This is a genomic window from Kribbella lupini (assembly GCF_039529595.1).
In the GTDB taxonomy this organism is placed as follows: Bacteria; Actinomycetota; Actinomycetes; order Propionibacteriales; family Kribbellaceae; genus Kribbella; species Kribbella lupini.
In genome coordinates, this window is the sequence record NZ_BAAANC010000003.1 from 195,397 (window position 1) to 219,647 (window position 24,251).

Consider the following 24,251-nt stretch of genomic DNA (forward strand, 5'->3'; position numbering starts at 1 on the left):
CGTCCGTAGGAGGACCGAATGCCCGAATCCCGTAGCCAGACGATCGCCTACCCTGCGCCCGGCGCGCGGCCGTCACGGCGGGATCTGGAGCCGCTCGCGCCGCACGTCATCGTGCTGTTCGGGGCGACCGGCGACCTGGCCAAGCGCAAGCTGCTGCCGGGGCTGGCCTACCTGCAGCAGAACCGGTTCGCGCCCGACGTACGGATCATCGGTACGGCGACCGAGGAGCTGACCACCGAGGAGTTCCGCGCCCGCGCGCGGCTGGCGGTCGACACCTTCGGCACGCACAAGATCACCGAGGAGGAGTGGGAGCAGTTCTCCACCCGGTTGTCCTACGTGTCGACGACGGCCGGGCCGGACGCGCTGGCGGCCGCGGTCAAGGAGGCCGAGACGCTGCTCGGGCCGGACGCCTGCCGGCTGCACTACCTGTCGGTGCCGCCGAAGGCAGCGCACTCGGTGATCCAGATGCTGCGCGACGCCGACCTGGTCGACCGGGCCCGGGTGGTGATGGAGAAGCCGTTCGGCGACGACCTGTCCAGCGCGATCCGCCTGAACGACTTCGTGCACGAGACGTTCGACGAGGCGCAGATCTTCCGGATCGACCACTTCCTGGGCAAGGAGGCGGCGCAGAACATCCTGGCGTTCCGGTTCGCCAACGGGCTGTTCGAGCCGATCTGGAACCGCAACTTCATCGACCACATCCAGATCGACATCCCCGAGGAGCTCGGGCTGGACCAGCGGGCCACCTTCTACGAGCCGACCGGCGCGTTCAAGGACATGGTCGTCACGCACGTGCTGCAGGTGCTCGCGTTCGTCGCGATGGAACCGCCGACGGCGCTGGAACCGCGGGCCATCTCGGAGGAGAAGAACAAGGTCTTCCGGTCGATGCTGCCGATCCAGCCGACCGACGTCGTCCGGGGTCAGTACGGCGGGTACCGCAGCGAGGAAGGTGTCGCGCCGGACTCCGACACCGAGACGTTCATCGCCATGAAGGTCGGGATCGACAACTGGCGCTGGGCCGGCGTCCCGTTCTACCTGCGGACCGGCAAGAAGATGGCCGAGGGGATGCGGATCATCTCGATCGCCTTCAAGGAGGCGCCGAAGACGATGTTCCCGGCCGGCTCGGGCGTCGGCGCGCAGGGTCCGGACCACCTGACCTTCGACCTGGCGGACTCGTCGCGGGTGTCGCTCTCGTTCTACGGCAAGCGCCCCGGTCCGGGGATGCGGCTGGAGAAGCTGTCGATGCAGTTCTCGACGCAGGAGACGGAGTCGGCGGCCGACGTGCTGGAGGCGTACGAGCGGCTGATCCTCGACGCGATGCGCGGGGACCACACGCTGTTCACGACCGCCGAGGGCATCGAGTCGCTGTGGGAGAACTCGACGCTCCTGCTGGAGGACCCGCCGCCGGTGAAGCCGTACGCGCCGGGCACGTGGGGGCCGAACGCGATCCACCAGCTGATCGCGCCGCGGGCCTGGCGGCTGCCGTTCGAGCGGGAGTGGCGCGAGCAGAAGTCGTAGCAACCGGTACGCCGGGCGCGCGGCCTTCGCGGGCCGCCTTCGCGGGCCGCCTTCGCGGGGCCGCGCTGCCGTCGCGGCTAGCGCTTCGGGCGGCGCAGGTCGTCGATGGCCTCGGTGAGGGCCGTCTCCAGGTAGTTGATCCGGTCGGTGGCGACCAGCATCGTGGCGCCGCCGTTGACCGCGGTGAGGATCGCGGTGGCCGCCCTGACCGGGTCAACGGAACGGTCGATTTCGCCTGACGCGCGCAGCGCCTCGACGCCGTCGACCAGGTACTGCAGCCAGCGGTCGAGCATGTCGCCGACGACCTGACGCGTCGTCGTGTCGCCCAGGTTGAGCTGCCCGACCAGCGCGGAGAGCGCGCAGCCGTCGCGCTGCTCGTCGTACATCTTGATCACGCGGCGCCGCCACGCCTGCCACTTGCGCCAGGTGGTGAGGTCGCCGAGCTGCGGCATCTGCTCCGCGATCACCTGGTCGGCCTCCCGCCGCGCGACCGCCAGCATCAGGTCGGCCTTGCCGTCGGGGAAGTAGTGGAACAGCTGGCTCTTGCTGGTCGCCGTCGCGGCCCGGATGTCGTCCAGCCCGACGTTCACCACGCCCTGCTCGCGGATCAGCAGCGCGGCCCCGTCGACGATCCGCTGCCGCGTCGCGGCCCCCTTCGCGGTCAGCACTCGCTCTTCCATGCCACTCAGCCTACTGGTTCCACGTCTGGACCGATAGGTCCATTCTTCGTGCTACTTTGGACTCATCAGTCCATTCTTCGCTCGAGGAGCAACTCTCATGCGTCTGGCAGGCAAGACGGCCCTGGTCACCGGGGCCACCAGCAACATCGGCAAGGCGATCGCGGTCGCGTACGGCGCCGAGGGCGCCCACGTCGTCGTCACCGGCCGCAACGCCGAGCGCGGCGAGGCGGTCGTCGCGGAGATCCGCGCAGCCGGCGGCAAGGCCGACTTCGTCGCCGCCGACCTCGACGGCACCCCCGCCGCCGCGCGGCAACTGGCCGAGCAGGCGACCGCCGCACTGGGCGGGCGGATCGACATCCTGGTCAACAACGCGGGCGCGCTCGACAGCGCCAGTACGACGACCATCGACGAGGCCGCGTTCGACACGGTCTACGCGGTGAACGTCAAGGCGCCGTTCTTCCTGGTCGCCGCGATCGCTCCGGGGATGGCCGCCGCGGGCGGCGGGACGATCGTCAACCTGGGGTCGTGGGTCGCGCGGCTCGGCGTACGGGGTGGTACGGCGTACGCGGCCTCGAAGGGGGCGCTGGAGACGCTGACCCGGGCGTGGTCGGCGGAGTTCGGCGCGTCCGGCGTACGGGTGAACGCGATCTCGCCCGGGGTGGTGCACACGATGACCGATCACCCGGCCGCGGGGATGATGGCCGGTACGCCGGGCGGGGACGTCGGGCATCCGGACGACATCGCGCGGGCGGCGGTGTTCCTGGCCTCGGACGATGCCGCCTTCATCCACGCCACGACGCTGGACGTGGACGGCGGGCGGATCGGGGTCGCCACCTTCGCCGCCTGATCCGCGGGTCCGCCGGCCCGCAGCGTCCGAAGAATCCGTTTACGTCCGAAGAAGCCGAGGCTATAGCGCACTCTTCTTCGGACGCGTGCGGGTTTTTCGGACGCTGCGCTCGGCCGGCGTACGGCTAGAAGGCGGCGGCGACCGGGATGACGTCGGCGCCGATGCGCTCCAGGCCGTCCAGCTTCTGCACGTCGGGGACGTACCCGAGGGCGACCTGGATGCCCAGCCCGTGCAGCCGGCCGAGCTCGTCGATCAGCTCCTGGGTCTTCTCGCCCTTCTCGCCCGTGTCCAGTGGCTGGTACACGGTCTTGGTGATCGTGTCGTAGTCGCGGCCCTCGGTCTCGCAGTGCCGCTTCAGGACGTCGAGCTTGTGCTCCAGATCGGGGGTGTTGAACAGGTTGCACGCGTCGGCGTACTTCGCCACCAGCCGGAGCGTCTTCTTCTCGCCGCCACCGCCGATCATCAGCGGCGGGTGCGGCTTGCTGAGCGCCTGCGGCGAGTTGAGCAGGCGCGTCGCCTGGTAGTGCTTGCCCTCGAACGCGCCCTCGTCGTCCGACCACATCTGCAGCACGTACCGCACGGTCTCCTCGAGCCGCTCGAACCGCTCGGCCAGCGGCGGGAACGGGAAGCCGAGCCCGCGCGACTCCTCCTCGTTCCAGCCCGCGCCGAGGCCGAGGATCGCGCGCCCGCCGGACAGCACGTCCAGCGTCGTGACCGCCTTGGCCAGCAGCGCCGGCTCGCGGTAGTGCACACCGGTGATGACCGTGAGCAGCTTCGCCCGCTCGGAGTGCGCGGCCAGGAAGCCGAGCGTCGTGTAGGCCTCGAGCATGTCGTTCTCGACCGGCCCGACGGCGCCGATCTGGAAGAAGTGGTCCATCACCGCCAGGTACTGGAACCCCGCCTGATCGGCGGTGCGCGCCACCGCCGCCAGCTCAGGGCCGAGTGCGCTGGGGCCGTTGGGCCAGGTGAAATCAGGAATCTGCAGACCGATGTCCATAAGGATGTCCTCTCATCACTGTCAACCACCAGTCAACGCGGTGCCCCCACACTTCCTTCCGAATCCGGCGAAGAATTCGGAGGCCAGCCTCCGGCGAGGCTCAGCTCGCCCGCGCTGCAGCCGCGTCGAGCGCGGCTACGGTGAGGTTCGAGCGGAGGTGGTCGGCGTGGACGCGCGGCAGTTGGAGTACTTCCTGGCGGTGGTCGACGAGGGTGGCGTCAGCCGGGCCGCGCAGGCGTTGCGGATCGCGCAGCCGTCGTTGTCGCAGGCGATCCGGACGCTGGAGCGCGACCTCGGGAGCGACCTGTTTCACCGTGTCGGCCGCCGGGTGGTGCTGACTCCGGCGGGGCAGGCGCTGATCGAGCCGGCCCGTCAGGTGGTGCGCGGGATCGCCTCAGCGCGGGCAAGTGTGGAGTCGACGGCCGGGCTGCAGGCCGGGCAGGTGGAGATCGCGGCGATGCCGTCGCAAACCGTCGAGCCGCTGAGCAGTCTGATCGGCGCGTTCACGCGCGCTTATCCCGGGCTGTCGGTCGGCATCCGCGCCGCGCCGACGGCGGACGTCGTACTGGAGCTGGTTCGCTCGGGCGTGACCGAGCTCGGCCTCCTCGGGACGCCGGAGCCCGCCAAGGCGGCCGGAGTCCGCCTCGAGCCGGCCGGCGTCCAGCGGTTCGTGCTGATCTCGCCGCCGGGGTCCGGGTTTCCCGACGGAGGTCCCGTACGGCGTGAGGCGCTGCGCGGCTGCCGGCTGATCGTCGGGCAGACCGGGACGGGGATGCGGCGGCTGGTCGACGAGATCCAGGCGGACGGTATCGACGTGACGGCCGTGGTCGAGTCCGAGCACCGCGAGGCGATCCTGCCGCTCGTGCTCGGCGGCGTCGGGTACGCCGTACTGACGGACTCCTGGGCGACGCTGGCCCGCCAGGCCGGCGCGACGGTGTCGTTGCTGGAACCGGCGGCGCACCTGCATCTCTCCCTGGCCAGCCGGACGGCCGCGCTGACGCCCGCCGCCGAGGCGTTCCTGGCGGTTGCCCGCGACAACTTATAGGCACCGCCTATCGGTGCGGTCGGAATCCGGTCTTGGACCTGAGCCTCCGACAGCTGGTCTGATCGAGTCATGACGACTGAGCGGATCGCACTCATTCCCGGCGACGGCATCGGCCGCGAGGTGGTCCCGGCCGCGCTCGCCGTGCTCGAGGCGGTCGGGCGCCGGCACGGGATCGCCTTCACCTACGACGAGTTCGACTGGTCCTGCGAGCGGTACCTGACCGAGGGCGCGATGATGCCGGCCGACGGCCTGGACCGGATCCGCGGGCACGACGCGATCTTCCTCGGCGCGGTCGGCGCTCCCGGCGTACCGGATCACGTGTCGCTGTGGGGACTGCTGATCCCGATCCGGCGGCAGTTCCAGCAGTACGTGAACCTGCGGCCGATCCGGGTCTTCGACGGCCTCGACAGCCCGGTCCGCGGCGCGGTCGCGGGTGAGGTCGACTTCGTCGTGGTCCGGGAGAACGTCGAGGGCGAGTACAGCGAGATCGGCGGGCGGATGAGCCGGGGGTTCCCGGACGAGCTCGCGGTGCAGGAGGCCGTGTTCACGCGGGCGGGGGTGACGCGGCTGGTCGACTTCGGGCTGGATCTGGCGGAGCGGCGGCGCTCGTACGGCGCGGCCGCAGCTTCGCCGCGGGACGGGTATGTGACGTCGGCAACGAAGTCGAACGGGATCGTGCACACGATGCCGTTCTGGGACGAGATCGTTGCCGAGCGCACCGCTCTGCGTCCCGCGATCCGCTGGGACCAGGAGCACATCGACGCGTTGAGCGCGAAGCTCGTGCTCGACCCGGCGCGCTTCGACGTGATCGTGGCTTCCAACTTGTTCGGCGACATCCTCAGCGACCTGGCCGCGGCGGTTGCCGGAGGCATCGGAATCGCGCCGGCCGCGAACCTGAACCCGGCGCGCGACTTCCCGTCGATGTTCGAGCCCGTGCACGGGTCCGCGCCGGACATCGCCGGGCGCGGGATCGCGAACCCGATCGGCGCGATCTGGACGGCCGCGATGATGCTCGACCATCTCGGGCACCTGGAGGCTGCGGCGGAGGTCGAGAACGCGATTGCCGCCGTACTGGCTGCTCGGGAGGTGCGGACGCCGGACCTCGGCGGAACGGCGACCACGACGAGCTTCACGCAGGCGGTGCTCGACGCGGTGGAGGCGCGATGAAGCTCGACGGGTTCGACTACCGGCGGGTCGATGCCGAGGGCATCGAGATCAACTGCGCGGTCGCCGGGAGCGGGCCGCCGGTGCTTCTCCTGCACGGCTATCCGCAGACCCACCTGATCTGGCACGAGGTCGCGCCGGTGCTCGCGCGGACGCACACCGTCGTCGCCACGGATCTCCGCGGGTACGGCGACAGCGCGAAACCGGCCGGCGCTCCCGACCACGCGCCGTACAGCAAACGCGCGATGGCGCGTGATCAGCTGCTGGTCATGCAGTCCCTCGGCTTCGACCGTTTCGCCGTCGCCGGCCACGACCGCGGCGGCCGCGTCGGGCATCGGCTCGCGCTGGACCATCCTTCGGCCGTCGAACGTCTCGCCGTGCTCGACATCGTCCCGACCCGCTACACCTACGAGCACGCCGACGCGACGTTTGCCCAGGGCTACTACCACTGGTTCTTCCTGACCGCCGGGAACGGGATCCCCGAGCGGCTGATCGGCGGCGACCCCGAGTTCTGGATCCGCGCCCGGATGGAGTCCCGCCACCACGGCGGCAAGCCCTTCCACCCCGAGGCGATGGCCGAGTACGTCCGGTGCTTCTCCACCCCCGAGGCGATCGCCGCCACCTGCGAGGACTACCGAGCCGCCGCCACGATCGACCTGACCCACGACGACGCGTCGTACGGCACGCCGCTCACCTGCCCGGTCCTGGCGCTGTGGGGAGCCTCCAGCTTCGTCGGCCGCACGTACGACGTACTGGACGCCTGGCGCTCGTACGCGGAAGACCTCAGCGGCGAAGCCCTCCCGTCGGACCACTACCTGCCGGAGGAGGCCCCGGCCGCAACCACCAAGGCCCTCCAGGCTTTCCTCCGCTGAGCGGACGTCCACCACCACCAACCCCAGGCCGACGCTGGACGCCACGCCTGACAACCGGCAGAAACCGGCGCTGGCTGCGGGTTGGTGAGTGGTGGATGTCCACCACCGGCGCTGGGTCAGGGGGCGATTTCCAGGGACTGGATGACGTCGCCGGTCAGCGTGAAGCGGTAGATGAGGTCGACCTCGCCGCCGGGGAAGTTGCCTTCGAGGTGGTGGGTGAGGACCCAGTGGGTGTCGTCGAGCTTCTCGGCGTGGGTGAGTTCCTCGGTGTAGGTGTACTCGCTGGCGGCGGTTTCGCGCCAGTGGCGGATCTCGTCGTGGCCGGTGTAGGTGTTGCCGTCGTCGAGGACGGTGGCGTCCTCGGCGAACGCGGGCAGCAGGTCGTGGAAGTTCGCCTTGCGACCGGGCTGGGTCTCGCGCAGGTACGCGGTGATCGCGTGCGGGAGGTGCTTGATCGTCTCGGCGACGGTCGGGTCGGGCGGGGTGGGGATGGTCATCATGCCTCCGTGGTGAGGGTGAAGGTGGCGCGGCCGAACGGGTGGCCGTTGATCTGGAGCTCCAGGGCGTGCTCGCCGGCGTAGTACCGGCGGGTGGAGATCGGCTTGAAGGAGTGGCGCTTGGCGAGGCTGATCGACTCGCCGGGGGCGAGGGTTCGGGTGGTGAGTTTGAAGACCTTCGGGGTGAGGGTGCCGTTCGCCTTCACATGGTGCACGACGTAGTCGATCGCCAGGCGGACCTCGTCGGGGCCCTCGTTGCGCGCGTCGAAGGTGAACTCGAGCGACTCACCGACGGTGACGCCTTCGACCGACAGGAGCGGGCCGTCGACGGTGAGGGCGGCGGGTGGGGCGTAGCCGAGGAGGGCCATGGCCGCCGGGTCGCCGGCCTTGACGAGGGTGCGGAGAGCGTGGCTGACCAGCTGCGGTGTGGTGTCCGCGGGGTCGGCGAGCCAGCTGGTGGCGATGTCCACAGCGAGGGCCGGGTTGGCGCGGCTGACGTCGTTCAGGTGGTTGGCGACCGAGCGGCGGACGTACGGCGAATCATCGTGGCGCAGGGCGTCGAGGATTTCGCGGGTGACTTCGGGGCGGGCCAGAATCTCGCGGACCTGCTTGGCCCACGGGAGGCGAGGGCGGGTGCCTTCGCTGGCCAGGCGGCGTACGTGCTCGTCGGGGTGCTTGGTCCAAGTACTGACGGTTTCGAGAGCGCGCGCCAGATCGGCGGCGAGGAACGTGCGGAGAGCGAATTCCGCGGTGAGCCGGGGGGTCAGTAGAGCGAGCAACTCGAGCCCTCGCTCGAAGTCACCGCCGGGAGCATCGGCGGAGGTCGCTCGTACGGCGACAGCCTCGGTGACCGGCCAGATCATCCAGCCGGTGAAGTCCTCCCGCTCCAGCGCTGCCCGGAAGAGCTGGTCAACGGGCGCGTAGCCGGCGGGAAGATCGGCGAGCAGTGCGTCGCGGACCAGGCGGCCTCGGTCACTGAAAGCCAGGCCGGACAGTTGGCCAGGGGCCGCCCGGAGAGCGGTGAAGTCGAGCGCCGGCTCGACCGTGCGCAGGATCCGGCCCAGCGCGACCACCGATTCCGTGCTGAGCATTTCCTCGGCCGTTGGCACTGGTCTCCCCCACGAGGTCGGTTCTACTGACTTCTAAATTAGCAGTTAACCGTCGGGCCGTGCGCCGGAGGGCGGGAACTAGGCTCCTGCGCCATGGAGATCTTGGTGATCGGGATCGGCGCCGGGGATCCGGACCACCTGACGATGCAGGCGGTGCGGGCGATCGAGCGGGCCGAGGTGTTCTTCGTGCTCGACAAGGGCGAGGTCAAGCAGGAGCTGGTCGACCTGCGGACGGAGATCCTCGAGAAGTACGCGCCAGGGGCGAAGGTCGTGGTGGGGCGCGACCCCGAGCGCGATCGCAGCAGTACGGCGTACGTCGAGTCGGTCGACGACTGGCGGCGCCGGCGCGCCGACGTCTGCGCCGGGCTGATCGAGCAGGAGCTGACCGGCGACCAGGTCGGAGCGTTCCTGGTCTGGGGCGACCCCTCGCTCTACGACAGCACGCTCGCGATCCTCGACGACCTCCTGGCGCGCGGTGAGCTGAAGTTCGGCATCGAGGTGATCCCGGGGATCAGCAGCGTCTCAGCGCTCGCCGCCAAGCACCGCATCGGGCTCAACCAGGTCGGCAAGCCGATCCAGGTGACGACCGGACGGCGGCTGGCCAAGGAGTGGCCGGACGGCGTCGACGACGTGGTGGTGATGCTCGACGCGCAGACCGCGTTCACCGCGCACACCGACCAGGACGCCGACATCTACTGGGGTGCCTACCTCGGTACGCCGGACGAGCTGCTGGTCGCCGGCAAGCTGTCCGAGGTCGCCGGCGAGATCGAGAAGGTCCGCGCCCAGGCCCGCGAACGCAAGGGCTGGATCATGGACACCTACCTGCTCCGCCGCGGCCACCGGTAGACCTGGTTCGACCAAAGGTGTAGGCGGCCTGGCCGTCCGGCCGAAGCGGGTACTGCCCGCGAAGGCCGAGGCTGCTGGGCATGACCAGACAACTCGGCAAGAAGAAGGTACGGCTGGCACTGGCGCTCGTGCTGGTGCCGGTCGCGCTACTGACCAGCAAGGTGACGGCCTCCGCTAGCGATGCGATGGAGGTCCGCACCGACGCCGGCGTAGTGCGTGGTGCGGTCTCCGGCGAGACCCGGGTCTTCAAGGGCATTCCGTACGCCGCCCCGCCGGTCGAGGCCCTGCGCTGGAAGGCGCCGCAGCCGGTGAAGCCGTGGACCGGCGTACGGGACGCCACGACGGCCGGCAGCCCCTGCCCGCAGCAGGACAACTCCGAGGCGCCCGGTGGGTCCACCACCGAGGACTGCCTCTACCTGAACGTCACCACCCCGGCGAAGGATTCGGCCAAGCCGCACCCGGTCGTGGTCTGGATTCCCGGCGGCGGCTTCTTCTCCGGTGCCGGCAGCAACTACGGCGCGGCCAAGCTGGCGACCCGGGGCGACGTCGTGGTCGTCACGATCAACTACCGCCTGGGCATCTTCGGCTTCTTCGGCTACCCGGGACTGCCCGGGTCCGGCACGTACGGGCTCCAGGACCAGCAGGCCGCACTCCGCTGGGTGCAGCGCAACGCCCGCAGCTTCGGCGGCGACCCCAGGAACGTCACCGTGGCAGGGGAATCGGCCGGTGGGATGAGTGTCTGCGCGCAGCTCACTTCACCGACGTCCGCCGGGCTGTTCTCGAAGGCGATCATGCAGAGCGGGTCCTGCGCGTTCAACTGGGCCGACAACAGCCAGTACCCCGGCCAGGCGGCCGACTCGTTCTGGGTCCCGCAGAGCCGAGTCCAGCAGGCAGGGGTCGAGTGGGCCGCGGCCAGCAAGGACAAGCTGGGCTGCAAGCCCGGTCAGGCGATGCTGGACTGCCTGCGGGCGGCGGACCCCGCCGTACTGACTGAGGACACGTTGCAGTTCACGCAGTCGGCGTACGGCGGTAGTGCGGTGCTGCCGATCAGTCCGGCGAAGGCTCTCAAGGCAGGGCTGTTCCACCGGGTGCCGGTGCTGTCCGGGAACAACCACGACGAGGCGACGCCTTGGGTGGCGGCGTTCAACGGTGGCAAGCTCACCGACGCGGACTACCCGCGGCTGGTGAAGGACATGGTCGGGGCGAAGCGAGCTGCCGCCGTACTGCGTGAGTACCCGCTGAAGGACTACGCGTCCGCGGCGGAGGCTTGGGCGACGGTGACGACCGACCGGATCTGGTCGTGCACGCAGGTCGCCAGCGACCAGCAGGCGGCGCGGGAGGTCCCGGTGTACGCGTACGAGTTCGCTGACAAGCACTCGCCGCTGTCGCAGCCCGGTCAGGGCGCTGCGCACGCCACGGAACTGCCGTACCTGTTCAAGCTGGGCGGTTGGGATGCTCCGCTCACACCGACCCAGCAGCGGCTGTCGGACCAGATGGTCGACTACTGGACAGCGTTCGCCCGGACCGGCAACCCGAACGGCCCGGACCGGCCGCACTGGGCACCGGTCAGGCAGGGCGACGTCCGCGGACTCTCACTGGCGCCGAGCGACCAGGGCGGCGTCACGAAGGTCGACCTGACGGCCGAGCACCACTGCGACTTCTGGAACTAGGCGGTTCTCTTGGCCAGCGGCCGGCTGATCACGGGGGTCAGGAACAGCAGGAACAGCGCGTAGAAGCCGACGTTCGGTACCAAGGCCGCGAGGACGAAGGCCAGCCCGAACAGGCCCGCGGTGACGATCGAGTTGATCAGTTCACCGCGGGTCACCGGGTTGTCCGGGTCCTCGAGGTCCGGGTGCCGGCGGATCATCAGCACCAGGCCGGACTGGCAGAGGCTGAGCACCAGGATCGTGCCGATGTAGAGCCCGCTGGTGAACCTGCTGGTCTCGAACGACCCGATGATCTCGGTCGGGAACGGCAGGATGACGATGAGCAGCAGCCAGCCGAGGTTCAGCTGGATCAGGCGCGTGTTGTACCGGCGGACGTGCTCGAACACGCGGTGGTGCACCAGCCAGAACCGGACGATCACCACGAAGCTCAGCAGGAACGTGAAGATCTGCGGCCGGTGCTCGGTGATCACCTCGACCGCGGTCAGGCCCTCGGTCTTCGACTCGGTCACCACCTCGACCAGCGGCAGGACCAGCAGCGTGACGGCGATGGCCACGACGGCGTCGGTGAACAGCACCAGGCGGTCCGGGTTCCTCGTCGTACTCACGGGCGACCACGGTAGTGGATCAGGAGGGCGGGAATCCGCCAGCGTTGCCACCAGCAACCAGGTGGACTGGCCGCATGCCTGGTCCAGTGCTCGTGCGTACGCCGGTGGTCCGCTGGCTCGGGGTCGTCGCGGTGACGCTGGGGATTTTCTCGATCGTCACCGCCGAGATCCTCCCGATCGGGCTGCTGACCCTGATCGGCGAGGATTTCGGGCTGTCGCCCGGGCGGACGGGCTGGCTGATGACGGCGCCGGGCCTGGTCGCGGCCGTGGCCGCGCCGATGGTCACCGTGACGACCGGGCGGGTCGATCGGCGGGTGATGCTCGCGGTGCTGATGGTCGTGCTCGCCGGAGCGGACGTGTTGGCGGCGACAGCCAGTGCGTACTGGCTGGAGTTGGTCGCGCGGGTGCTGGTCGGGCTGGTGATCGGTGGGTTCTGGTCGATCGGCGCCGGCCTGGCCGGGCGGCTGGTGCCGGAGCACCAGGCGGGGCGGGCGACCGCGGTGATCTTCTCGGCAGTGCCGCTGGGGTCGGTGCTCGGTGTGCCGGTCGGCACGTTTCTCGGGGAGCACGGCGGGTGGCGGTTCCCCTTCGTGCTGCTGGCCGGGCTGAGCCTGCTGGTGCTGGTCGCGCTCATCCTGTTCGTGCCGCCGCTGCCGGCTGAGGAGGTGACCCGACTGGCCGTGCTGTGGGACGTACTGCGGCTCAAGCAGACGCGGGTCGGGCTGGTGGCGACCTGTCTGATCGTGGTGGCGCATTTCGGCACGTACACGTACGTGACGCCGTTCCTGCGTGACGTGACCGGCGTACGGCCGGAGCTGATCAGCACGTTGCTGCTGGCGTACGGCGTAGCCGGGCTCGTGGGAAACGGACTGGCTGGGCTGACTGTCAGCAGGTGGCTACGGCCGACCTTCGTCAGCGCGGCCGGACTACTAGCCGTGGCGACGCTGCTGCTGCCGCTGGTCGGTCGGACGACGCTGGGCGCGGCTGGACTGCTCGTGGTCTGGGGGCTCGCGTACGGCGCGGTGCCGGTCTGCTCGATGAGCTGGTTCGCGGCGGCGGCGCCGCAGGCGCGGGAGGCGGCGACGGTGGTGTTCACTTCGTCGTTCCAGGCGACGCTGTCGGCTGGGGCGCTGGCTGGTGGGTTGCTGCTGGACCGGACGTCCGTGGCGGTGGTGATGGTGTGCGGTGGGGTGACTGGTCTGGTGATGGTCGGGGTGCTGCTGCGCGGTGACGCAGAACACAGGTGATCGGCGGGACGTAGCATCTCGGCTGTGACCAGCACTGGGAGGAGCCAACCGGACCGCTGTCCTGGCGTGCTCTCGGTGCATCAGGCGGCTGATGGTGGGCTGGCGCGGGTGCGGTTGCCGGGTGGAGTGTTGAGCCCGGCCCAGCTCCAGGTGCTTGTCGCTGCGTCTGCTGAGCTGGGTGACGGGAATCTGGAGCTCACCTCCCGGGGCAACCTCCAGATCCGGGCGCTGAAGGCTCCGGAGGAGCTGTCGGACCGCCTGTACGACGCCGGCCTGCTGCCGTCGCTCACGCACGAGCGGGTGCGGAACCTCCTGGCCTCTCCCCTGTCCGGGCTCGACGGGTCGTACGACGTGCAGGCGCTGGTCCGGGAGCTGGACCGCGGGCTGTGCGCGTCGCCGCGGCTGGCCGGGCTGCCGGGGCGGTTCCTGTTCGCGCTCGACGACGGGCGTGGGGACCTGGCTGCTGTCGGAGCCGATGTCGGGGTGCGGGTTGTCGGAGACCAGGTGGCGTTGCTGCTGGCCGGTGACGACACCGGGGTTCGGCTGACGCCGGCTGAGGCGCCGCAGGTGATGCTGCGGGCTGCTGAGGCGTTCCTGGACGAGCGGGACGGCGAGTGGCGGCTGGGTGAGCTGGCGGACGGTGTGGCCAAGGTGTTGAGCAGGCTGGGGTACAGCAGAGCGGCTCAGCAGCTGACTGAGGAGCCACCTGCGGCTGGGCCGGTGAGCGCTGTGGCGTTGCCGAAAGGCAAGCCCGTGCGCGCCGGGGTCTACGGGCCCGAGTTGCTGGTGGCGACTGTGCCGCTGGGCAGTCTGGGGCCGGAGCAGGCCGCCGTACTGGCAGAGGCCGAGCAGTTGCGGGTTACACCGTGGCGCTCGGTAGTGGTGGTCGGTGGAGACAGTGGCCGGCTGCAGGACACGGGCCTCGTGGTGGACAGCGAGTCGCCGTGGACCAGGGTGACCGCCTGCGCCGGCAAGCCGGGCTGCGGCAAGGCGCTGGCCGACGTACGGCGTGACGCGCGGCGGACGACGCCGGCGCTTCAGCCGGGACACCGGCCGGTGCACTGGTCCGGATGTGAGCGGCGGTGTGGGCAGCCCGCGGGAGACTTCGTGGACGTGCTCGCGCTGGCCGACGGGTACTCGGTCGACGGTTCAGAGGCCGTGACCGCCGAGCAGAGTGTGATGAGGATGCGGTGAGCCAGTACGAGTACGAGACCGACGGCGCCGAGATCTACCGGCGGTCGTTCGCGACGATCCGGGCCGAGGCCGCGCTCGGGGACCTGCCGCCGGACGTCGCGCAGGTCGCCGTCCGGATGATCCACGCCTGCGGCATGACCGACCTGGTCGCGGACCTCGGCTGGTCCGAGGGCGTCGTCAAGGCCGCCCGGACAGCGCTCCAGCAGGGCGCGCCGATCTTCTGCGACGCGGCGATGGTCGCGGCGGGCGTCACGCGGCGCCGGCTGCCGAAGGACAACGAGGTCGTCTGCACGCTGAGCGACCCGTCGGTGCCGCAGCGAGCAGCAGATCTCGGCACCACCCGGAGCGCGGCCGCGCTGGACCTCTGGGTCGACCGGCTCGAAGGATCGGTGGTTGCCGTGGGCAACGCTCCGACGGCACTGTTCCGCCTGCTCGAACTGATCCGGGACGGCGCGCCGAAGCCGGCCGCCGTGCTCGGCATCCCCGTCGGGTTCATCGGCGCGGCCGAGTCCAAGGAGGCGCTCGCGGCGAACGACCTGGGCCTGGAGTACCTGGTCGTCCGCGGCCGCCGGGGCGGCAGCGCGATCACCGCCGCCGCCATCAACGCGATCGCTAGCGAGGAAGAGTGACCGGACGGCTGTGGGGCGTCGGGCTCGGCCCGGGCGACCCCGAACTGGTGACGGTGAAGGCCGCGCGACTGATCGGCGCGGCCGACGTGATCGCGTTTCACAGCGCGCGGCACGGACGGAGCATTGCCCGCTCGGTCGCCGCGCCGTACCTGCGCGACGGTCAGGTCGAGGAGCACCTCGTCTACCCGCTGACCACCGAGACGACCGACCACCCGGGTGGCTACCAGGGCGCGATGGACGACTTCTACGCCGAGTGCGCGCAGCGGTTGGCCGCGCACCTGGACGCCGGGCGCGACGTCGTCGTACTGGCCGAAGGCGATCCGCTCTTCTACGGCTCCTACATGCACATGCACAAGCGGCTCGCGGATCGGTACGACTGCGAGGTCGTGCCCGGTGTGACGTCGGTGAGCGCGGCGGCCGCTGTGCTGGGCCGGCCGTTGTGCGAGCGCGACGAGATCCTCACCGTGCTGCCCGGCACGCTCCCGCCGGACGTGCTCGCGCAGAAGCTTCGGGAGACCGACGCGGCCGCGGTGATGAAGCTCGGCCGGACGTTCGGCAACGTGCGCGAGGCGTTCGAGCTGGCGGGACGGGCGGACGAGGCCTGGTACGTCGAACGCGCGACGACCGATCAGCAGCGCACCGCCAAGCTGGCCGACGTGGACCCGAGCGAGGTGCCGTACTTCTCGCTGGCCCTCCTGCCGAGCCCGATCAACAACGCCTTCGCCGCGCCGGAGACCAGGACGCAGCAGGAAGGGTCCGTCACCGTCGTCGGTCTCGGACCGGCCGGCCCCGAGTGGATGACCCCGGAGGTCCGGGCCGCGCTCGCCTCCGCCGACGACGTGATCGGCTACGGCCCGTACGTCGACCGCCTGCCCGACCGGGCCCGGCAGCGCAAGCACGGCTCGGACAACAAGGTCGAGTCCGAGCGGGCCGCGTTCGCGCTCGACCTCGCCCGCAAGGGCTCCCGGGTCGTCGTCGTGTCCTCCGGCGACCCCGGCGTCTTCGCGATGGCCAGCGCGGTCACCGAGGTCGCCTCCGAACCCGAGTACGCCGACCTCGCCGTCCACGTCCTCCCCGGCATGACCGCCGCGCAGGCGGTGGCGAGCCGGGCCGGTGCGCCGCTCGGCCACGACTACTGCGTGCTGTCGCTGTCGGACCGCCTCAAGCCGTGGGACGTGATCGCCGCCCGCCTGACCGCCGCCGCGACCGCGGACCTGGCGATCGCGATCTACAACCCGGCGTCCAAGTCGCGCACCTGGCAGGTCGCCGCGACTCGGGAACTGCTGCTCGAGCACCGCGACCCGAGTACGCCGGTCGTCGTCGGCCGCAACGTCGGTGGCGCGAACGAGTCCGTCACGATCACCACGCTCGGTGAGCTCGCCCCGGCCACGGTCGACATGCGCTGCCTGCTGCTGATCGGGTCCTCGCAGACCCGGGCGGTCGAGCGGCCGGGCGGGCCGTTGGTGTTCACGCCGCGCCGCTATCCGGACGGCGTACAAGAGCCGGGTTAAATCTGCCGACGGCGTGAGTGAGCCACGCACCTCGTGGGTAGGCCCCGGGCACGAGGCCGCCCCCGTGAGGAGAACGTTGTGGTTCAGCCGTACGAAGACCCCGGCACGGTGACCGAGCTCCGGCCGGACACGAGCACGCAGCGCTACGAGGAGGCGCGGGCGGCGGCGCACCGGGCGATGTCGACGGTCCGGATCGTTCCCGACCAGCCCGAGACCGAGTCCGAGGTGGAGACCGAGCGGCCGTCGTACCTGGGATTCAAGGCCGGAGCGGCCTTCTTCGGCTGGCTGATCGCCTTGTCGATGACGGTCTTCCTGAGCCTGGTGGTCGCCGGGATCGGTGGGCTGGCCGGCTACTTCCTCGACTACACGTTGCTCGACGCGCGACAGCGACCGACCGAGGTCGGACTGGCCGGCGCGGTGGGGGTGATCGTGGTGCTGAGCCTTGCGTACTTCTGCGGCGGGTACGTCGCCGGCCGGCTCGCCCGGTTCGACGGGAAGCGGCAGGGCTTCGGCGTCTGGCTGATCACCGTGCTGGTGGTCGTGCTCATCGCGGGCATCGGCGCCGCGCTGAACGTCTGGTACGGCACGGTCAGCCAGTTCGACCGCTCGGACCTGCCGCTGCGCCTCGGCACGCTCGACTCCGACCTGCTCGTGTACGGCGCGGCGGCGACGGCCGGCGCGGTCGTGCTGCTCACCCTGTTCTTCGCCATCGTCGGCGGCCGCGCTGGACGGCGCTTCCACGACAAGATCGACGCCGAACTGGACTAGATCGCCCGGGAATCGGACGCTGCGCATGTACGCGTGTACGGGCGGGTACGAGAGGTGCGAGACGGGGCCGTCCCTGTGAGGAGAACTGCCATGGTCCAGCACTACCGTGACGACACCGACGCGCGCGTCGGTCCGCCGGAGCAGCGCTTCACGCCCGACCGGACCGGGACGCAGCCGGTGGTCGAAGAAGGCCCGGTCGAAGAGCGCAAGCCGCTGCACCGCTCGAATGTGAAGACCTCCACCGCCGCCGAGGTCGACCCGGCGTACCGTGGGTTCAAAGGCGGTTCGGCGTTCTTCGGCTGGCTGATCGCCATCGGCCTGATCGTGCTGCTGACCGCGATCATCAGCGCGATCGCGGCGGCGGTCGACTACGCGGTCACCATCGACCGCGGGATGATCGACGAGCAGGCCGGCACGATCGGCATCGTGTCCGGCGCGCTGCTGCTCGTCGTGCTCGCGATCGCCTACTACAACGGCGGGTACGTCGCCGGCCGGCTGGCGCGCTTCGACGGTGCGCGGCAGGGCTTCGGCGTCTGGGGCATCGGCGTCGTGGTCACGCTGATCGTCGCCGGGATCGGCGCCCTGGCCGGTTCGCAGTACGACGTCCTGGACCGGGTGGACCTGCCGTCCATCCCGATCGCCGACGCCGATCTCACCACCGGCGGGCTGATCCTCGGTGCGGCCGTCCTGGTCGTCACGCTGCTGGCCGCGGTGATCGGCGGCAAGGCCGGCCAGCGCTACCACCACCGGATCGACCACAGCTTCGACTGACCTTCCCGGAGAGGCGCGATGCCCCCGTCCCGTCTCTCACCCTCCCCGAAGCGGGGGAAGCCCGGACCCTTCCTCCGGCTTCCCCCGCTTCCCCTGTCCGGCGCCGGTTGCGTCCGAAGATCCCGCATGCGTCCGAACGGGTGTGGCTCATAGCCTCGGGTTCTTCGGACGCATGCCGCTTCTTCGGACGCAACGAGGCGTGGCGAGCGCGGATCGGACCCATCCGGCTTCCGGGAGACGGTGGTCGGGGGACGCGGTGACCGACAGGATCGACCGCATGCCAGGTCGGAACGCGGTGGTGATCGGCGGGACCAGCGGGATCGGTGCCGCCGCCGCGCTGCGCCTGGCGCGCGACGGGGCGGAAGTGGTCGCGGCCGGGCTGGATCCGGACGCGGCTCCGGCGGAGCTCCGTCAGGTGGCGGAGCTCCGCGCCCTCGACCTCCGCTCCCCCACCGAGCTCGAGGACCTCCTCACGTCGTACGACGCACTGGACGTGCTCGTCAACGCCGCCGGCATCATCCGCCGCGGCGACGAGCACCGGCCGGAGGTGTTCGCCGAGGTGCTCGCGATCAACCTCACCGGCGCGATGCGCGCCGCCGAGGCCGCGCACGACGCGCTGGCCACGACCAAGGGCTGCATCGTCAACGTGGCCTCGATGCTGAGCTACTTCGGCGGGCCGCTGGTCCCGGCGTACAGCGCCAGCAAGGGCGGCATCGTTCAGCTCACCCGCTCGCTCGCGGTCGCCTGGGCGACCGACGGTATCCGCGTGAACGCCGTCGCGCCCGGCTGGATCTCCACCGATCTGACCGCCGCCCTGCAGGCGGATCCCGAAGCCTCCGACCGCATCCTGCGCCGGACCCCGATGGCCCGCTGGGGGACGCCGGACGAGGTGGCCGGGGCGATCGCCTTTCTCACCGGCCCCGACGCGGGCTTCGTCACCGGTGCCGTCCTGCCCGTCGACGGCGGCTACCTCAGCGCCTGAAGGAGAGTCCGTGAGCCAGATCCCCATCTCGACCGCCGTACCGGAGGAGATCGCCGTCCAGGCGGTGCCCGACGACGACCGCCTCTGGGTCCCGCAGGCGCCGGACGTGTGGTTCCGCCCGTTGATGCTGAACACGATCACCGGTCAGTGGTGCAACCTGCTCAAGGTGACCCGGGCCGGCATCGTCTCCCGGCACCGGCACCCGAGCGCCGTGTTCGGCTACGTGATCAAGGGTAAGTGGCAGTACGACGAGCACGAGTGGGTCGCCGAGACCGGCTCGTTCGTGTACGAGCCGCCGGGCGAGATCCACACCCTGCGGGTACCCGAGGACACCGGCGAGATGATCACGTTCTTCAACATCTCCGGCGCGATGATCTACGTCGACGACGACGGGAACCAGACCGGCTACGAGGACACCTTCACCAAGATCCAGCTCTGCCGCGACCACTACGCCGCCAACGGCCTGGGCGCCGACTACGTGGACCAGTTCATCCGCTGACGGCCCCGTGCGAAGAACTACAGGACACCCAAGGCCGGCGGATCGATGGCGGTGACCGTGTCGATCACCGCGGTCAGCGCCGGAGTCCGGGGCCGGTCGCGATGCAGGAACAGCGCGACCTGACGTTCGACGCCCGCGTCGTGGATCGGGACCAGGCGTACGCCGTCCAGGTTGGCGGTAGTCACGGCCAGCGCGTTCGTGACGCCGGTTCCAAGGCCGTGGCGGACCAGCGACAGCAGGGTCTGCGGCTGGTTCGTGCGGTAGACGCTGGCCGGGCTCAACCCGGCGGACGCGAAGGCCAGGTGGGACTCGAACTGACGCCCGCCCGAAGCCTCGCCGATGGAGATCAGCGGCAGCGCGGCCAGATCCGCGAGACCGACGGACGGTTGCGCGGCCAGCGGGTGGCTGGCGGCGAACACGGCGACGAGCGGCTCACGCCACAGCACCCGGTGCTCCAAGGTCTCCGACGCGACGAGCGGGTGGACAGGCCGGATCGCCAGGTCGATCTCGCCGTGCACGAGTGCGCGTTCCAGCTCGATGCTCGGACCCTCGACGAGCAGCAGGCGGACCTCCTTCACCCGTACGGCGACCTGCGGGAACAGCCAGGCGGCCGCGCTCGGGTACGTCCCGAACCGGACCTGCCCCCGCACGGTCGCCAGCTCGCCGAGCCGGTGCAGGATCTCCTCGGCCGCGGGCAGCAACGCGCGACCCTCGGGCGTCAGCGCGACCGGGTGCGCCGACCGGTCGAACAGCTGCACGCCGAGCGCCTTCTCCAGCTCGGCGACGTGCTCGCTGATCCGCGACTGCCCGCGGAACACCGCCTTCGCGGCCGCCGAGAACCCGCCGTACCGGGCGACGGCCACGAAGCTGACGACCCAGTCCAGCCGGTAGCCGTAGGCCGCGGTGAGGTCCATGCCCTTGAGGTTATCCGGGAAGGACCACGATGGCGGGGGCGTTGTGCTGGTTGTGGATACCCAAGTCGTGGTGATCGGGGCCGGTCAGGCCGGGCTGTCGGCGGCGTACCACCTGGTCCGGATGGGCTTCACGCCGTACGACGAAGTGGTGGTCCTGGACCGCAACGACGCCCCTGGCGGCGCCTGGCAGCACCGCTGGGACTCGCTGACCATGGACGACGTGCACGGGATCGCGAACCTGCCCGGCGCGGACGTGCCGCCGGCGATCGGCGCCGAGCGGGCGAACGTCTTCGTGCCGCGCTACTACGCCGACTACGAGCAGCGTTTCGCGCTGCCGGTGGTGCGGCCGGTGATCGTGGAGAGCGTGCGGGCGGTCGACGGGCGGTTCTCGCTGAGCACCTCTCGAGGCCTGTATTCGGCGGACGCGATCGTCAACGCGACCGGAACCTGGAACCGGCCGTTCATCCCGTGGTACCCGGGGATCGAGTCCTTCCAGGGACGGCAGCTGCACACCGCGGACTACCACGGCGCCGAGGAGTTCGCCGGGCAGCACGTGCTGGTCGTCGGCGGCGGCGCGTCCGCCGTCCAGCTGCTGGCCGAGATCTCCGAGGTCGCGTCGACGACCTGGGTGACGCGGCGGGAGCCGGTGTGGCGGACCGACGAGGAGTTCGGGCCGGAGCTCGGGCGGAAGATCATCGCGAAGGTCGAGGAGCGGGTTCGGGCCGGCCTGCCGCCGAAGAGCGTGGTGAGCGTGACCGGGCTGCAGCTGCGGCGGCAGGAGCAGGCGGCGTACGAGCGGGGCGTCTACACGCGGCTGCCGATGTTCTCGCGGGTCACTGAAGGCGGGGTTGTGTGGGCCGACGGGCGGGAGGAGAAGGTCGACGCGATCCTGTGGGCGACCGGCTTCCGGGCCGACCTCGCGCACCTGGCACCGCTGCACCTGCGCGAACCGTCCGGCGGAATCCGCATGGACGGCACGCACACCGTGCTCGATGCCCGCGTCCACCTGGTCGGCTACGGGCCGTCGGCAAGCACCATCGGTGGCAACCGCGCCGGCTTCACCGCAGCCCGAGAGCTGCGGGACCTGCTGCATCCTCAGCAGGTACGAGTAGCTGCCGGTGCCTCCGGACCGCCACAGGAATGAAAGCGCCGGCCAGCAGGAAGATAGTGGCTGTGAGCAACCATCCGGGCCAGCCCCAGCTGACGGCGACAACAGTCAGCACCACCGGCGCGACCAGGTCGCCGACCTGCGTGCCCATCGCATAAGCCCCCTGGTACTGGCCCTGCCCACCCGGCGGCGCCAGCTCGAAGCTGATCCCCCAGCCGCCCGCCGACTGCAGCATCTCCCCCAGCACGTGCACCAGCGCGGCCACGATCAGCAGGGCGATCGTCACCCAGCCCGCAGTGAAGTCAGTGATGGCCAGTACTCCACAAGCCAGCGCGAGCAGGACGCCTGCCCGGCGACCAGCCCGCGCAGCACCGGCCAATTGCTCGGTCCCACGAGCGACCCGGAGCTGCAGCAGGATCACCGACGCCGCGTTGACCACCAGCAGCACCGAGATCACCCAGGTCGGAGCGTCCGTCGCCGTCGCCACCCAGAGCGGGATCGCAACCTGCGCCATCGCGTTGTGCATGCTGAGCAGGCCGTCCAGCGCGACGAACGCCAGGAACGGGCGGTCCTTCAGCGCGGTCAGGGCCGACGGTCCGTCCGCAGAAGGCACCGGCGCGACCCGGGTCATCCCCCACTGCACGAGGCCAGCCGTCACCACGTAGGTCGCGGCGTTGGCCAGCAACGCGATCACGTACACCTCGCGCTGGTCGACCGCCAGCACGATCCCGGCCAGCGCCATCCCGATGCCCATGCCGATGTTGGTGGTGACCCGCAGCAGCGCCCGGGTCCGGACCCGCTGGTCGGACGGGACCAGTCCGGCGATCAGCGCACCCTTGGCGCCGCGCTGACCCGAGTCGGCGATCGCCGTGACCCCGACGACGGCGACGAACAGGCCGAACGACCGGACCTGGGTGAGCGCGGTCATCGTCACGGCCTGCAGCAGCAGGAAGCCGACGTACGCGCGGTTGGGTCCGAGGCGATCGGCGACGACGCCCAGCGGCGTACTGGCGACCAGGCCGACCAGCCCGGCGATGGTCAGGCCGAGGCCGACCTCGTGGACGGACAGACCGGCGGCGCGGGTCAGGTAGAGCGCGCCGACGGCGGCGTACACGCCGTTGCCGAAGGTGTTGACCAGCGTGGCGATCACCAGCCGGCGGACCTCGGGCGGGAGGGAAGCAGTCATAGCAGCCAGCCAACAGCTCCGGCCGTCAGCAGGCGGTTGGATTGACGGGATCCGTCAACGCATCACGAGGTCGAGCAGATCTGTGCCGAGGGCACGCATCACCTGTTCGTCCAGCCGGTACGCGACGAACCTGCCCTGCCGCTCGGCGGTGACCAGGCCTGCTCGGGTCAGGGCTCGCAGGTGCCGAGTCACCTGGGTGGAGTTGAGTCCCCAGAGTGCTGCGATCTCTCCGGCGGTGCGCGGCTCGCTGGCGACCGCCCGGCAGATCTGCAGCCGGTCCGGCGCGGCCAGCGCTTCCAGCCTGGCCCGGACAACCTGAGCAGCCGGTACGCCGGTCCGCCTGGCTGCTGCTGGGTAGATGACGGTCAAGGGCTCGCCGGGCACCTCGCCGAGGAAGACGTGCGGGGCGATGTAGTTGCTCGGCACCAGCAGCAGCGAGCGACTGGCCAGATCGATCCGCTTGTTCTGCACCTTCTGGACGACGACGCTGTCCTTGTCCCGCGGGTGCACGGCACCGTCCAGCGAACGGAGCATGGCCGCCACACCGTCCCGGGCGGCCAGGTCCCGGTCCTGCCGGCCGCGGGCGGCCAGCTGGTCGCGTGACTCGGTCCAGAGCTCGCCGAACCACTCGTGCCAGCAGGAGTCGAGCAGAGCCAGGAAACGCTGCACCGGCTCGGCCGGGTCCGTCAGCAACGACTCCACCAGCGCCTCGACCGCCCGGCCGCGGCTGCGGGCCCACCGGCGCACGGAGTCGGTGTCGGTGGTGCGGGAGCTGAGCGGACGGCCTCGAAGCGGGCGGACCAGCTCAGCGGCCAGGTCTTCCGGCGTACGGGCTCGCAGTGCGTCCAGCTCGTCCTGCCAGGTGGGCAGACCGGTCGCGGAGCTGGTGGCGAAGAAGCGGGCGCGGACAGCGCGGACCGTCCAGGTCCAGGCGGCCAGCTCCTTGCGCAGGGGCTTGCTGAGTTGGGTGCCCTCGGCCCACTCCGTGCGGTCGTGGTGACGCGGCTCAGCCAGGACGTGCAGGGCGCAGCCGAGCTCGATCAGCGGTGAGGCGACGTGCCTGATGCGGTCCGGGTCCAGCTTGGTGAGGCCGGCCAGAACAGTCGGCACCCCTTAGCCTCGCAGGCGGAAGAGCAGCTCGGTCTCCCACTGGTCCATGTCCGGGACCTCCATCGGGTCCGACTTGTAGACCTCGAGGCGGGCGCCCCAGCGGTCACCGTCGGCGTCCCACTCCAGCCCCTCCTTCTCGGCCCAGGCCAGCAGGTCACCCGTCGCCTGGTAGAGGCCGTCCGGGTGGCCGTGGTGCGTGTGACTGACGTACTGCCCGGCCGGGAGCACTCCGGTGACGATCTCGCCCTCCCCGGTGTGCCGCTCCTCGACCGGGATGCCGATCTCGATCACCAGCCCGTTCTCCATGTCGACCACGTCGTACTTGAAGAACAGGTCGCCGACCGGCGTGATGCCGCGCGCGGCCAGCCATCCGAACACCTCTCCGCCCCGCCGGGCGAAGGTCGCGATCTCGTCCATCCGCACCTTGGCCCTGAGGGCGACGTACGGCTGCTCACTACGCTCCACGATCTCCGGCATGCTCCACA

Annotated in this window: 25 protein-coding genes; 16 read left to right on the forward strand and 9 right to left on the reverse strand. The window is 70.6% G+C overall.

Annotated features, from left to right (window positions below):
- The first annotated feature begins 18 nt into the window (after nt 1-18).
- Nucleotides 19-1,518: a glucose-6-phosphate dehydrogenase gene (zwf, locus tag ABD235_RS27075; RefSeq protein WP_344179139.1), complete on the forward strand. Its 1,500-nt coding sequence runs from the start codon at nt 19-21 to the stop codon at nt 1,516-1,518.
- A gap of 77 nt (nt 1,519-1,595) precedes the next feature.
- Here zwf and ABD235_RS27080 read toward each other — a convergent pair whose 3' ends face one another.
- Nucleotides 1,596-2,198 (reverse strand): TetR/AcrR family transcriptional regulator, encoded by a 603-nt coding sequence (locus ABD235_RS27080; RefSeq protein WP_344179141.1) that lies wholly within the window; start codon nt 2,196-2,198, stop codon nt 1,596-1,598.
- A 97-nt stretch (nt 2,199-2,295) separates the two neighbouring features.
- Between ABD235_RS27080 and ABD235_RS27085 the strand changes: the two genes are divergently transcribed.
- On the forward strand, nt 2,296-3,045 hold the full coding sequence (locus ABD235_RS27085; protein ID WP_344179144.1) for an SDR family NAD(P)-dependent oxidoreductase: 750 nt from the start codon (nt 2,296-2,298) through the stop codon (nt 3,043-3,045).
- 124 nt (nt 3,046-3,169) lie between these two features.
- On the opposite strand, the gene ABD235_RS27090 is transcribed toward ABD235_RS27085, so the two are convergent.
- The gene (locus ABD235_RS27090) at nt 3,170-4,042 is read right to left on the reverse strand and encodes an LLM class F420-dependent oxidoreductase (protein WP_344179146.1); all 873 of its coding nucleotides are present in this window, start codon (nt 4,040-4,042) and stop codon (nt 3,170-3,172) included.
- A gap of 166 nt (nt 4,043-4,208) precedes the next feature.
- Between ABD235_RS27090 and ABD235_RS27095 the strand changes: the two genes are divergently transcribed.
- The 3 genes from ABD235_RS27095 (at nt 4,209) to ABD235_RS27105 (ending at nt 7,123) form a co-directional block, all read left to right on the forward strand.
- On the forward strand, nt 4,209-5,087 hold the full coding sequence (locus ABD235_RS27095) for a LysR family transcriptional regulator (RefSeq protein ID WP_344179148.1): 879 nt from the start codon (nt 4,209-4,211) through the stop codon (nt 5,085-5,087).
- 69 nt (nt 5,088-5,156) lie between these two features.
- Nucleotides 5,157-6,254, forward strand: a complete 1,098-nt coding sequence (locus ABD235_RS27100; RefSeq protein ID WP_344179150.1) for a tartrate dehydrogenase — start codon at nt 5,157-5,159, stop codon at nt 6,252-6,254.
- Nucleotides 6,251-7,123, forward strand: coding sequence for an alpha/beta fold hydrolase (locus ABD235_RS27105; RefSeq protein WP_344179152.1), 873 nt, complete (start codon nt 6,251-6,253; stop codon nt 7,121-7,123). The genes ABD235_RS27100 and ABD235_RS27105 overlap by 4 nt, the downstream gene beginning before the upstream one ends.
- Nucleotides 7,124-7,239: 116 nt before the next feature.
- Here the strand turns inward: ABD235_RS27105 and ABD235_RS27110 are convergent, their stop codons facing one another.
- Nucleotides 7,240-7,620 carry a nuclear transport factor 2 family protein gene (locus tag ABD235_RS27110; RefSeq protein ID WP_344179154.1) on the reverse strand — a complete coding sequence of 127 codons (381 nt, stop codon included), beginning with the start codon at nt 7,618-7,620 and terminating at the stop codon, nt 7,240-7,242.
- Complete coding sequence (locus ABD235_RS27115) at nt 7,620-8,711, reverse strand: DNA alkylation repair protein (protein WP_344179156.1); 1,092 nt, start codon at nt 8,709-8,711, stop codon at nt 7,620-7,622. Before ABD235_RS27115 ends, ABD235_RS27110 begins: the two co-directional genes overlap by 1 nt.
- 111 nt (nt 8,712-8,822) lie before the next feature.
- Between ABD235_RS27115 and cobF the strand changes: the two genes are divergently transcribed.
- Complete coding sequence (gene cobF, locus ABD235_RS27120; protein WP_344179158.1) at nt 8,823-9,575, forward strand: precorrin-6A synthase (deacetylating); 753 nt, start codon at nt 8,823-8,825, stop codon at nt 9,573-9,575.
- Between the two features lie 80 nt (nt 9,576-9,655).
- Nucleotides 9,656-11,245, forward strand: coding sequence for a carboxylesterase/lipase family protein (locus ABD235_RS27125; protein ID WP_344179160.1), 1,590 nt, complete (start codon nt 9,656-9,658; stop codon nt 11,243-11,245).
- On the opposite strand, the gene ABD235_RS27130 is transcribed toward ABD235_RS27125, so the two are convergent.
- Nucleotides 11,242-11,847, reverse strand: a complete 606-nt coding sequence (locus ABD235_RS27130) for a TMEM175 family protein (RefSeq protein ID WP_344179162.1) — start codon at nt 11,845-11,847, stop codon at nt 11,242-11,244. The two genes, ABD235_RS27125 and ABD235_RS27130, sit on opposite strands and share 4 nt — an antisense overlap.
- Before the next feature lie 74 nt (nt 11,848-11,921).
- Here ABD235_RS27130 and ABD235_RS27135 point away from each other — a divergent pair, with 74 nt between their 5' ends.
- The 8 genes from ABD235_RS27135 to ABD235_RS27170 all read left to right on the forward strand — a co-directional run bounded on the left by ABD235_RS27135 (nt 11,922) and on the right by ABD235_RS27170 (nt 19,448).
- Complete coding sequence (locus ABD235_RS27135) at nt 11,922-13,094, forward strand: MFS transporter (RefSeq protein ID WP_344179165.1); 1,173 nt, start codon at nt 11,922-11,924, stop codon at nt 13,092-13,094.
- Between the two features lie 24 nt (nt 13,095-13,118).
- Nucleotides 13,119-14,288: a precorrin-3B synthase gene (locus ABD235_RS27140; RefSeq protein ID WP_344179166.1), complete on the forward strand. Its 1,170-nt coding sequence runs from the start codon at nt 13,119-13,121 to the stop codon at nt 14,286-14,288.
- Nucleotides 14,285-14,917, forward strand: coding sequence for a precorrin-8X methylmutase (locus ABD235_RS27145; RefSeq protein WP_344179168.1), 633 nt, complete (start codon nt 14,285-14,287; stop codon nt 14,915-14,917). Before ABD235_RS27140 ends, ABD235_RS27145 begins: the two co-directional genes overlap by 4 nt.
- Nucleotides 14,914-16,428 (forward strand): precorrin-2 C(20)-methyltransferase, encoded by a 1,515-nt coding sequence (locus tag ABD235_RS27150; RefSeq protein ID WP_344179169.1) that lies wholly within the window; start codon nt 14,914-14,916, stop codon nt 16,426-16,428. Before ABD235_RS27145 ends, ABD235_RS27150 begins: the two co-directional genes overlap by 4 nt.
- A 78-nt stretch (nt 16,429-16,506) precedes the next feature.
- Nucleotides 16,507-17,196 (forward strand): hypothetical protein, encoded by a 690-nt coding sequence (locus ABD235_RS27155; protein ID WP_344179171.1) that lies wholly within the window; start codon nt 16,507-16,509, stop codon nt 17,194-17,196.
- 90 nt (nt 17,197-17,286) lie between these two features.
- Complete coding sequence (locus ABD235_RS27160) at nt 17,287-17,967, forward strand: hypothetical protein (RefSeq protein ID WP_344179172.1); 681 nt, start codon at nt 17,287-17,289, stop codon at nt 17,965-17,967.
- Nucleotides 17,968-18,244: 277 nt separating this feature from the next.
- Entirely contained in the window at nt 18,245-18,949 is a 705-nt protein-coding gene (locus tag ABD235_RS27165; RefSeq protein WP_344179174.1) for an SDR family NAD(P)-dependent oxidoreductase, read from the forward strand.
- 10 nt (nt 18,950-18,959) lie between these two features.
- On the forward strand, nt 18,960-19,448 hold the full coding sequence (locus tag ABD235_RS27170; RefSeq protein WP_344179176.1) for a 2,4'-dihydroxyacetophenone dioxygenase family protein: 489 nt from the start codon (nt 18,960-18,962) through the stop codon (nt 19,446-19,448).
- 17 nt (nt 19,449-19,465) lie between these two features.
- Here the strand turns inward: ABD235_RS27170 and ABD235_RS27175 are convergent, their stop codons facing one another.
- Entirely contained in the window at nt 19,466-20,362 is an 897-nt protein-coding gene (locus ABD235_RS27175) for a LysR family transcriptional regulator (protein ID WP_344179179.1), read from the reverse strand.
- 52 nt (nt 20,363-20,414) lie between these two features.
- On the opposite strand from ABD235_RS27175, the gene ABD235_RS27180 reads away from it, so the two are divergent.
- The gene (locus tag ABD235_RS27180) at nt 20,415-21,506 is read left to right on the forward strand and encodes an FAD-dependent oxidoreductase (protein ID WP_344179180.1); all 1,092 of its coding nucleotides are present in this window, start codon (nt 20,415-20,417) and stop codon (nt 21,504-21,506) included.
- Here the strand turns inward: ABD235_RS27180 and ABD235_RS27185 are convergent.
- The 3 genes from ABD235_RS27185 to ABD235_RS27195 are packed head-to-tail and all read right to left on the reverse strand — an operon-like array spanning nt 21,421 to nt 24,243.
- Nucleotides 21,421-22,656 (reverse strand): MFS transporter, encoded by a 1,236-nt coding sequence (locus tag ABD235_RS27185; RefSeq protein WP_344179181.1) that lies wholly within the window; start codon nt 22,654-22,656, stop codon nt 21,421-21,423. The genes ABD235_RS27180 and ABD235_RS27185 overlap by 86 nt on opposite strands.
- 54 nt (nt 22,657-22,710) lie before the next feature.
- Entirely contained in the window at nt 22,711-23,766 is a 1,056-nt protein-coding gene (locus tag ABD235_RS27190; protein WP_344179183.1) for an ArsR/SmtB family transcription factor, read from the reverse strand.
- Between the two features lie 3 nt (nt 23,767-23,769).
- Nucleotides 23,770-24,243, reverse strand: a complete 474-nt coding sequence (locus ABD235_RS27195) for a GyrI-like domain-containing protein (protein WP_344179184.1) — start codon at nt 24,241-24,243, stop codon at nt 23,770-23,772.
- Nucleotides 24,244-24,251 lie beyond the last annotated feature (8 nt).

Excerpts from the sequence above, each read along its gene's own strand:
- zwf (WP_344179139.1), top strand. The coding sequence starts at position 19 with ATGCCCGAATCCCGTAGCCAGACGATCGCCTACCCTGCGCCCGGCGCG.
- ABD235_RS27080 (WP_344179141.1), bottom strand. The coding sequence starts at position 2,198 with ATGGAAGAGCGAGTGCTGACCGCGAAGGGGGCCGCGACGCGGCAGCGG.
- ABD235_RS27085 (WP_344179144.1), top strand. The coding sequence starts at position 2,296 with ATGCGTCTGGCAGGCAAGACGGCCCTGGTCACCGGGGCCACCAGCAAC.
- ABD235_RS27090 (WP_344179146.1), bottom strand. The coding sequence starts at position 4,042 with ATGGACATCGGTCTGCAGATTCCTGATTTCACCTGGCCCAACGGCCCC.
- ABD235_RS27100 (WP_344179150.1), top strand. The coding sequence starts at position 5,157 with ATGACGACTGAGCGGATCGCACTCATTCCCGGCGACGGCATCGGCCGC.
- ABD235_RS27105 (WP_344179152.1), top strand. The coding sequence starts at position 6,251 with ATGAAGCTCGACGGGTTCGACTACCGGCGGGTCGATGCCGAGGGCATC.
- ABD235_RS27110 (WP_344179154.1), bottom strand. The coding sequence starts at position 7,620 with ATGACCATCCCCACCCCGCCCGACCCGACCGTCGCCGAGACGATCAAG.
- ABD235_RS27115 (WP_344179156.1), bottom strand. The coding sequence starts at position 8,711 with ATGCTCAGCACGGAATCGGTGGTCGCGCTGGGCCGGATCCTGCGCACG.
- cobF (WP_344179158.1), top strand. The coding sequence starts at position 8,823 with ATGGAGATCTTGGTGATCGGGATCGGCGCCGGGGATCCGGACCACCTG.
- ABD235_RS27125 (WP_344179160.1), top strand. The coding sequence starts at position 9,656 with ATGACCAGACAACTCGGCAAGAAGAAGGTACGGCTGGCACTGGCGCTC.
- ABD235_RS27135 (WP_344179165.1), top strand. The coding sequence starts at position 11,922 with ATGCCTGGTCCAGTGCTCGTGCGTACGCCGGTGGTCCGCTGGCTCGGG.
- ABD235_RS27160 (WP_344179172.1), top strand. The coding sequence starts at position 17,287 with ATGGTCCAGCACTACCGTGACGACACCGACGCGCGCGTCGGTCCGCCG.
- ABD235_RS27165 (WP_344179174.1), top strand. The coding sequence starts at position 18,245 with ATGCCAGGTCGGAACGCGGTGGTGATCGGCGGGACCAGCGGGATCGGT.
- ABD235_RS27175 (WP_344179179.1), bottom strand. The coding sequence starts at position 20,362 with ATGGACCTCACCGCGGCCTACGGCTACCGGCTGGACTGGGTCGTCAGC.
- ABD235_RS27185 (WP_344179181.1), bottom strand. The coding sequence starts at position 22,656 with ATGACTGCTTCCCTCCCGCCCGAGGTCCGCCGGCTGGTGATCGCCACG.
- ABD235_RS27195 (WP_344179184.1), bottom strand. The coding sequence starts at position 24,243 with ATGCCGGAGATCGTGGAGCGTAGTGAGCAGCCGTACGTCGCCCTCAGG.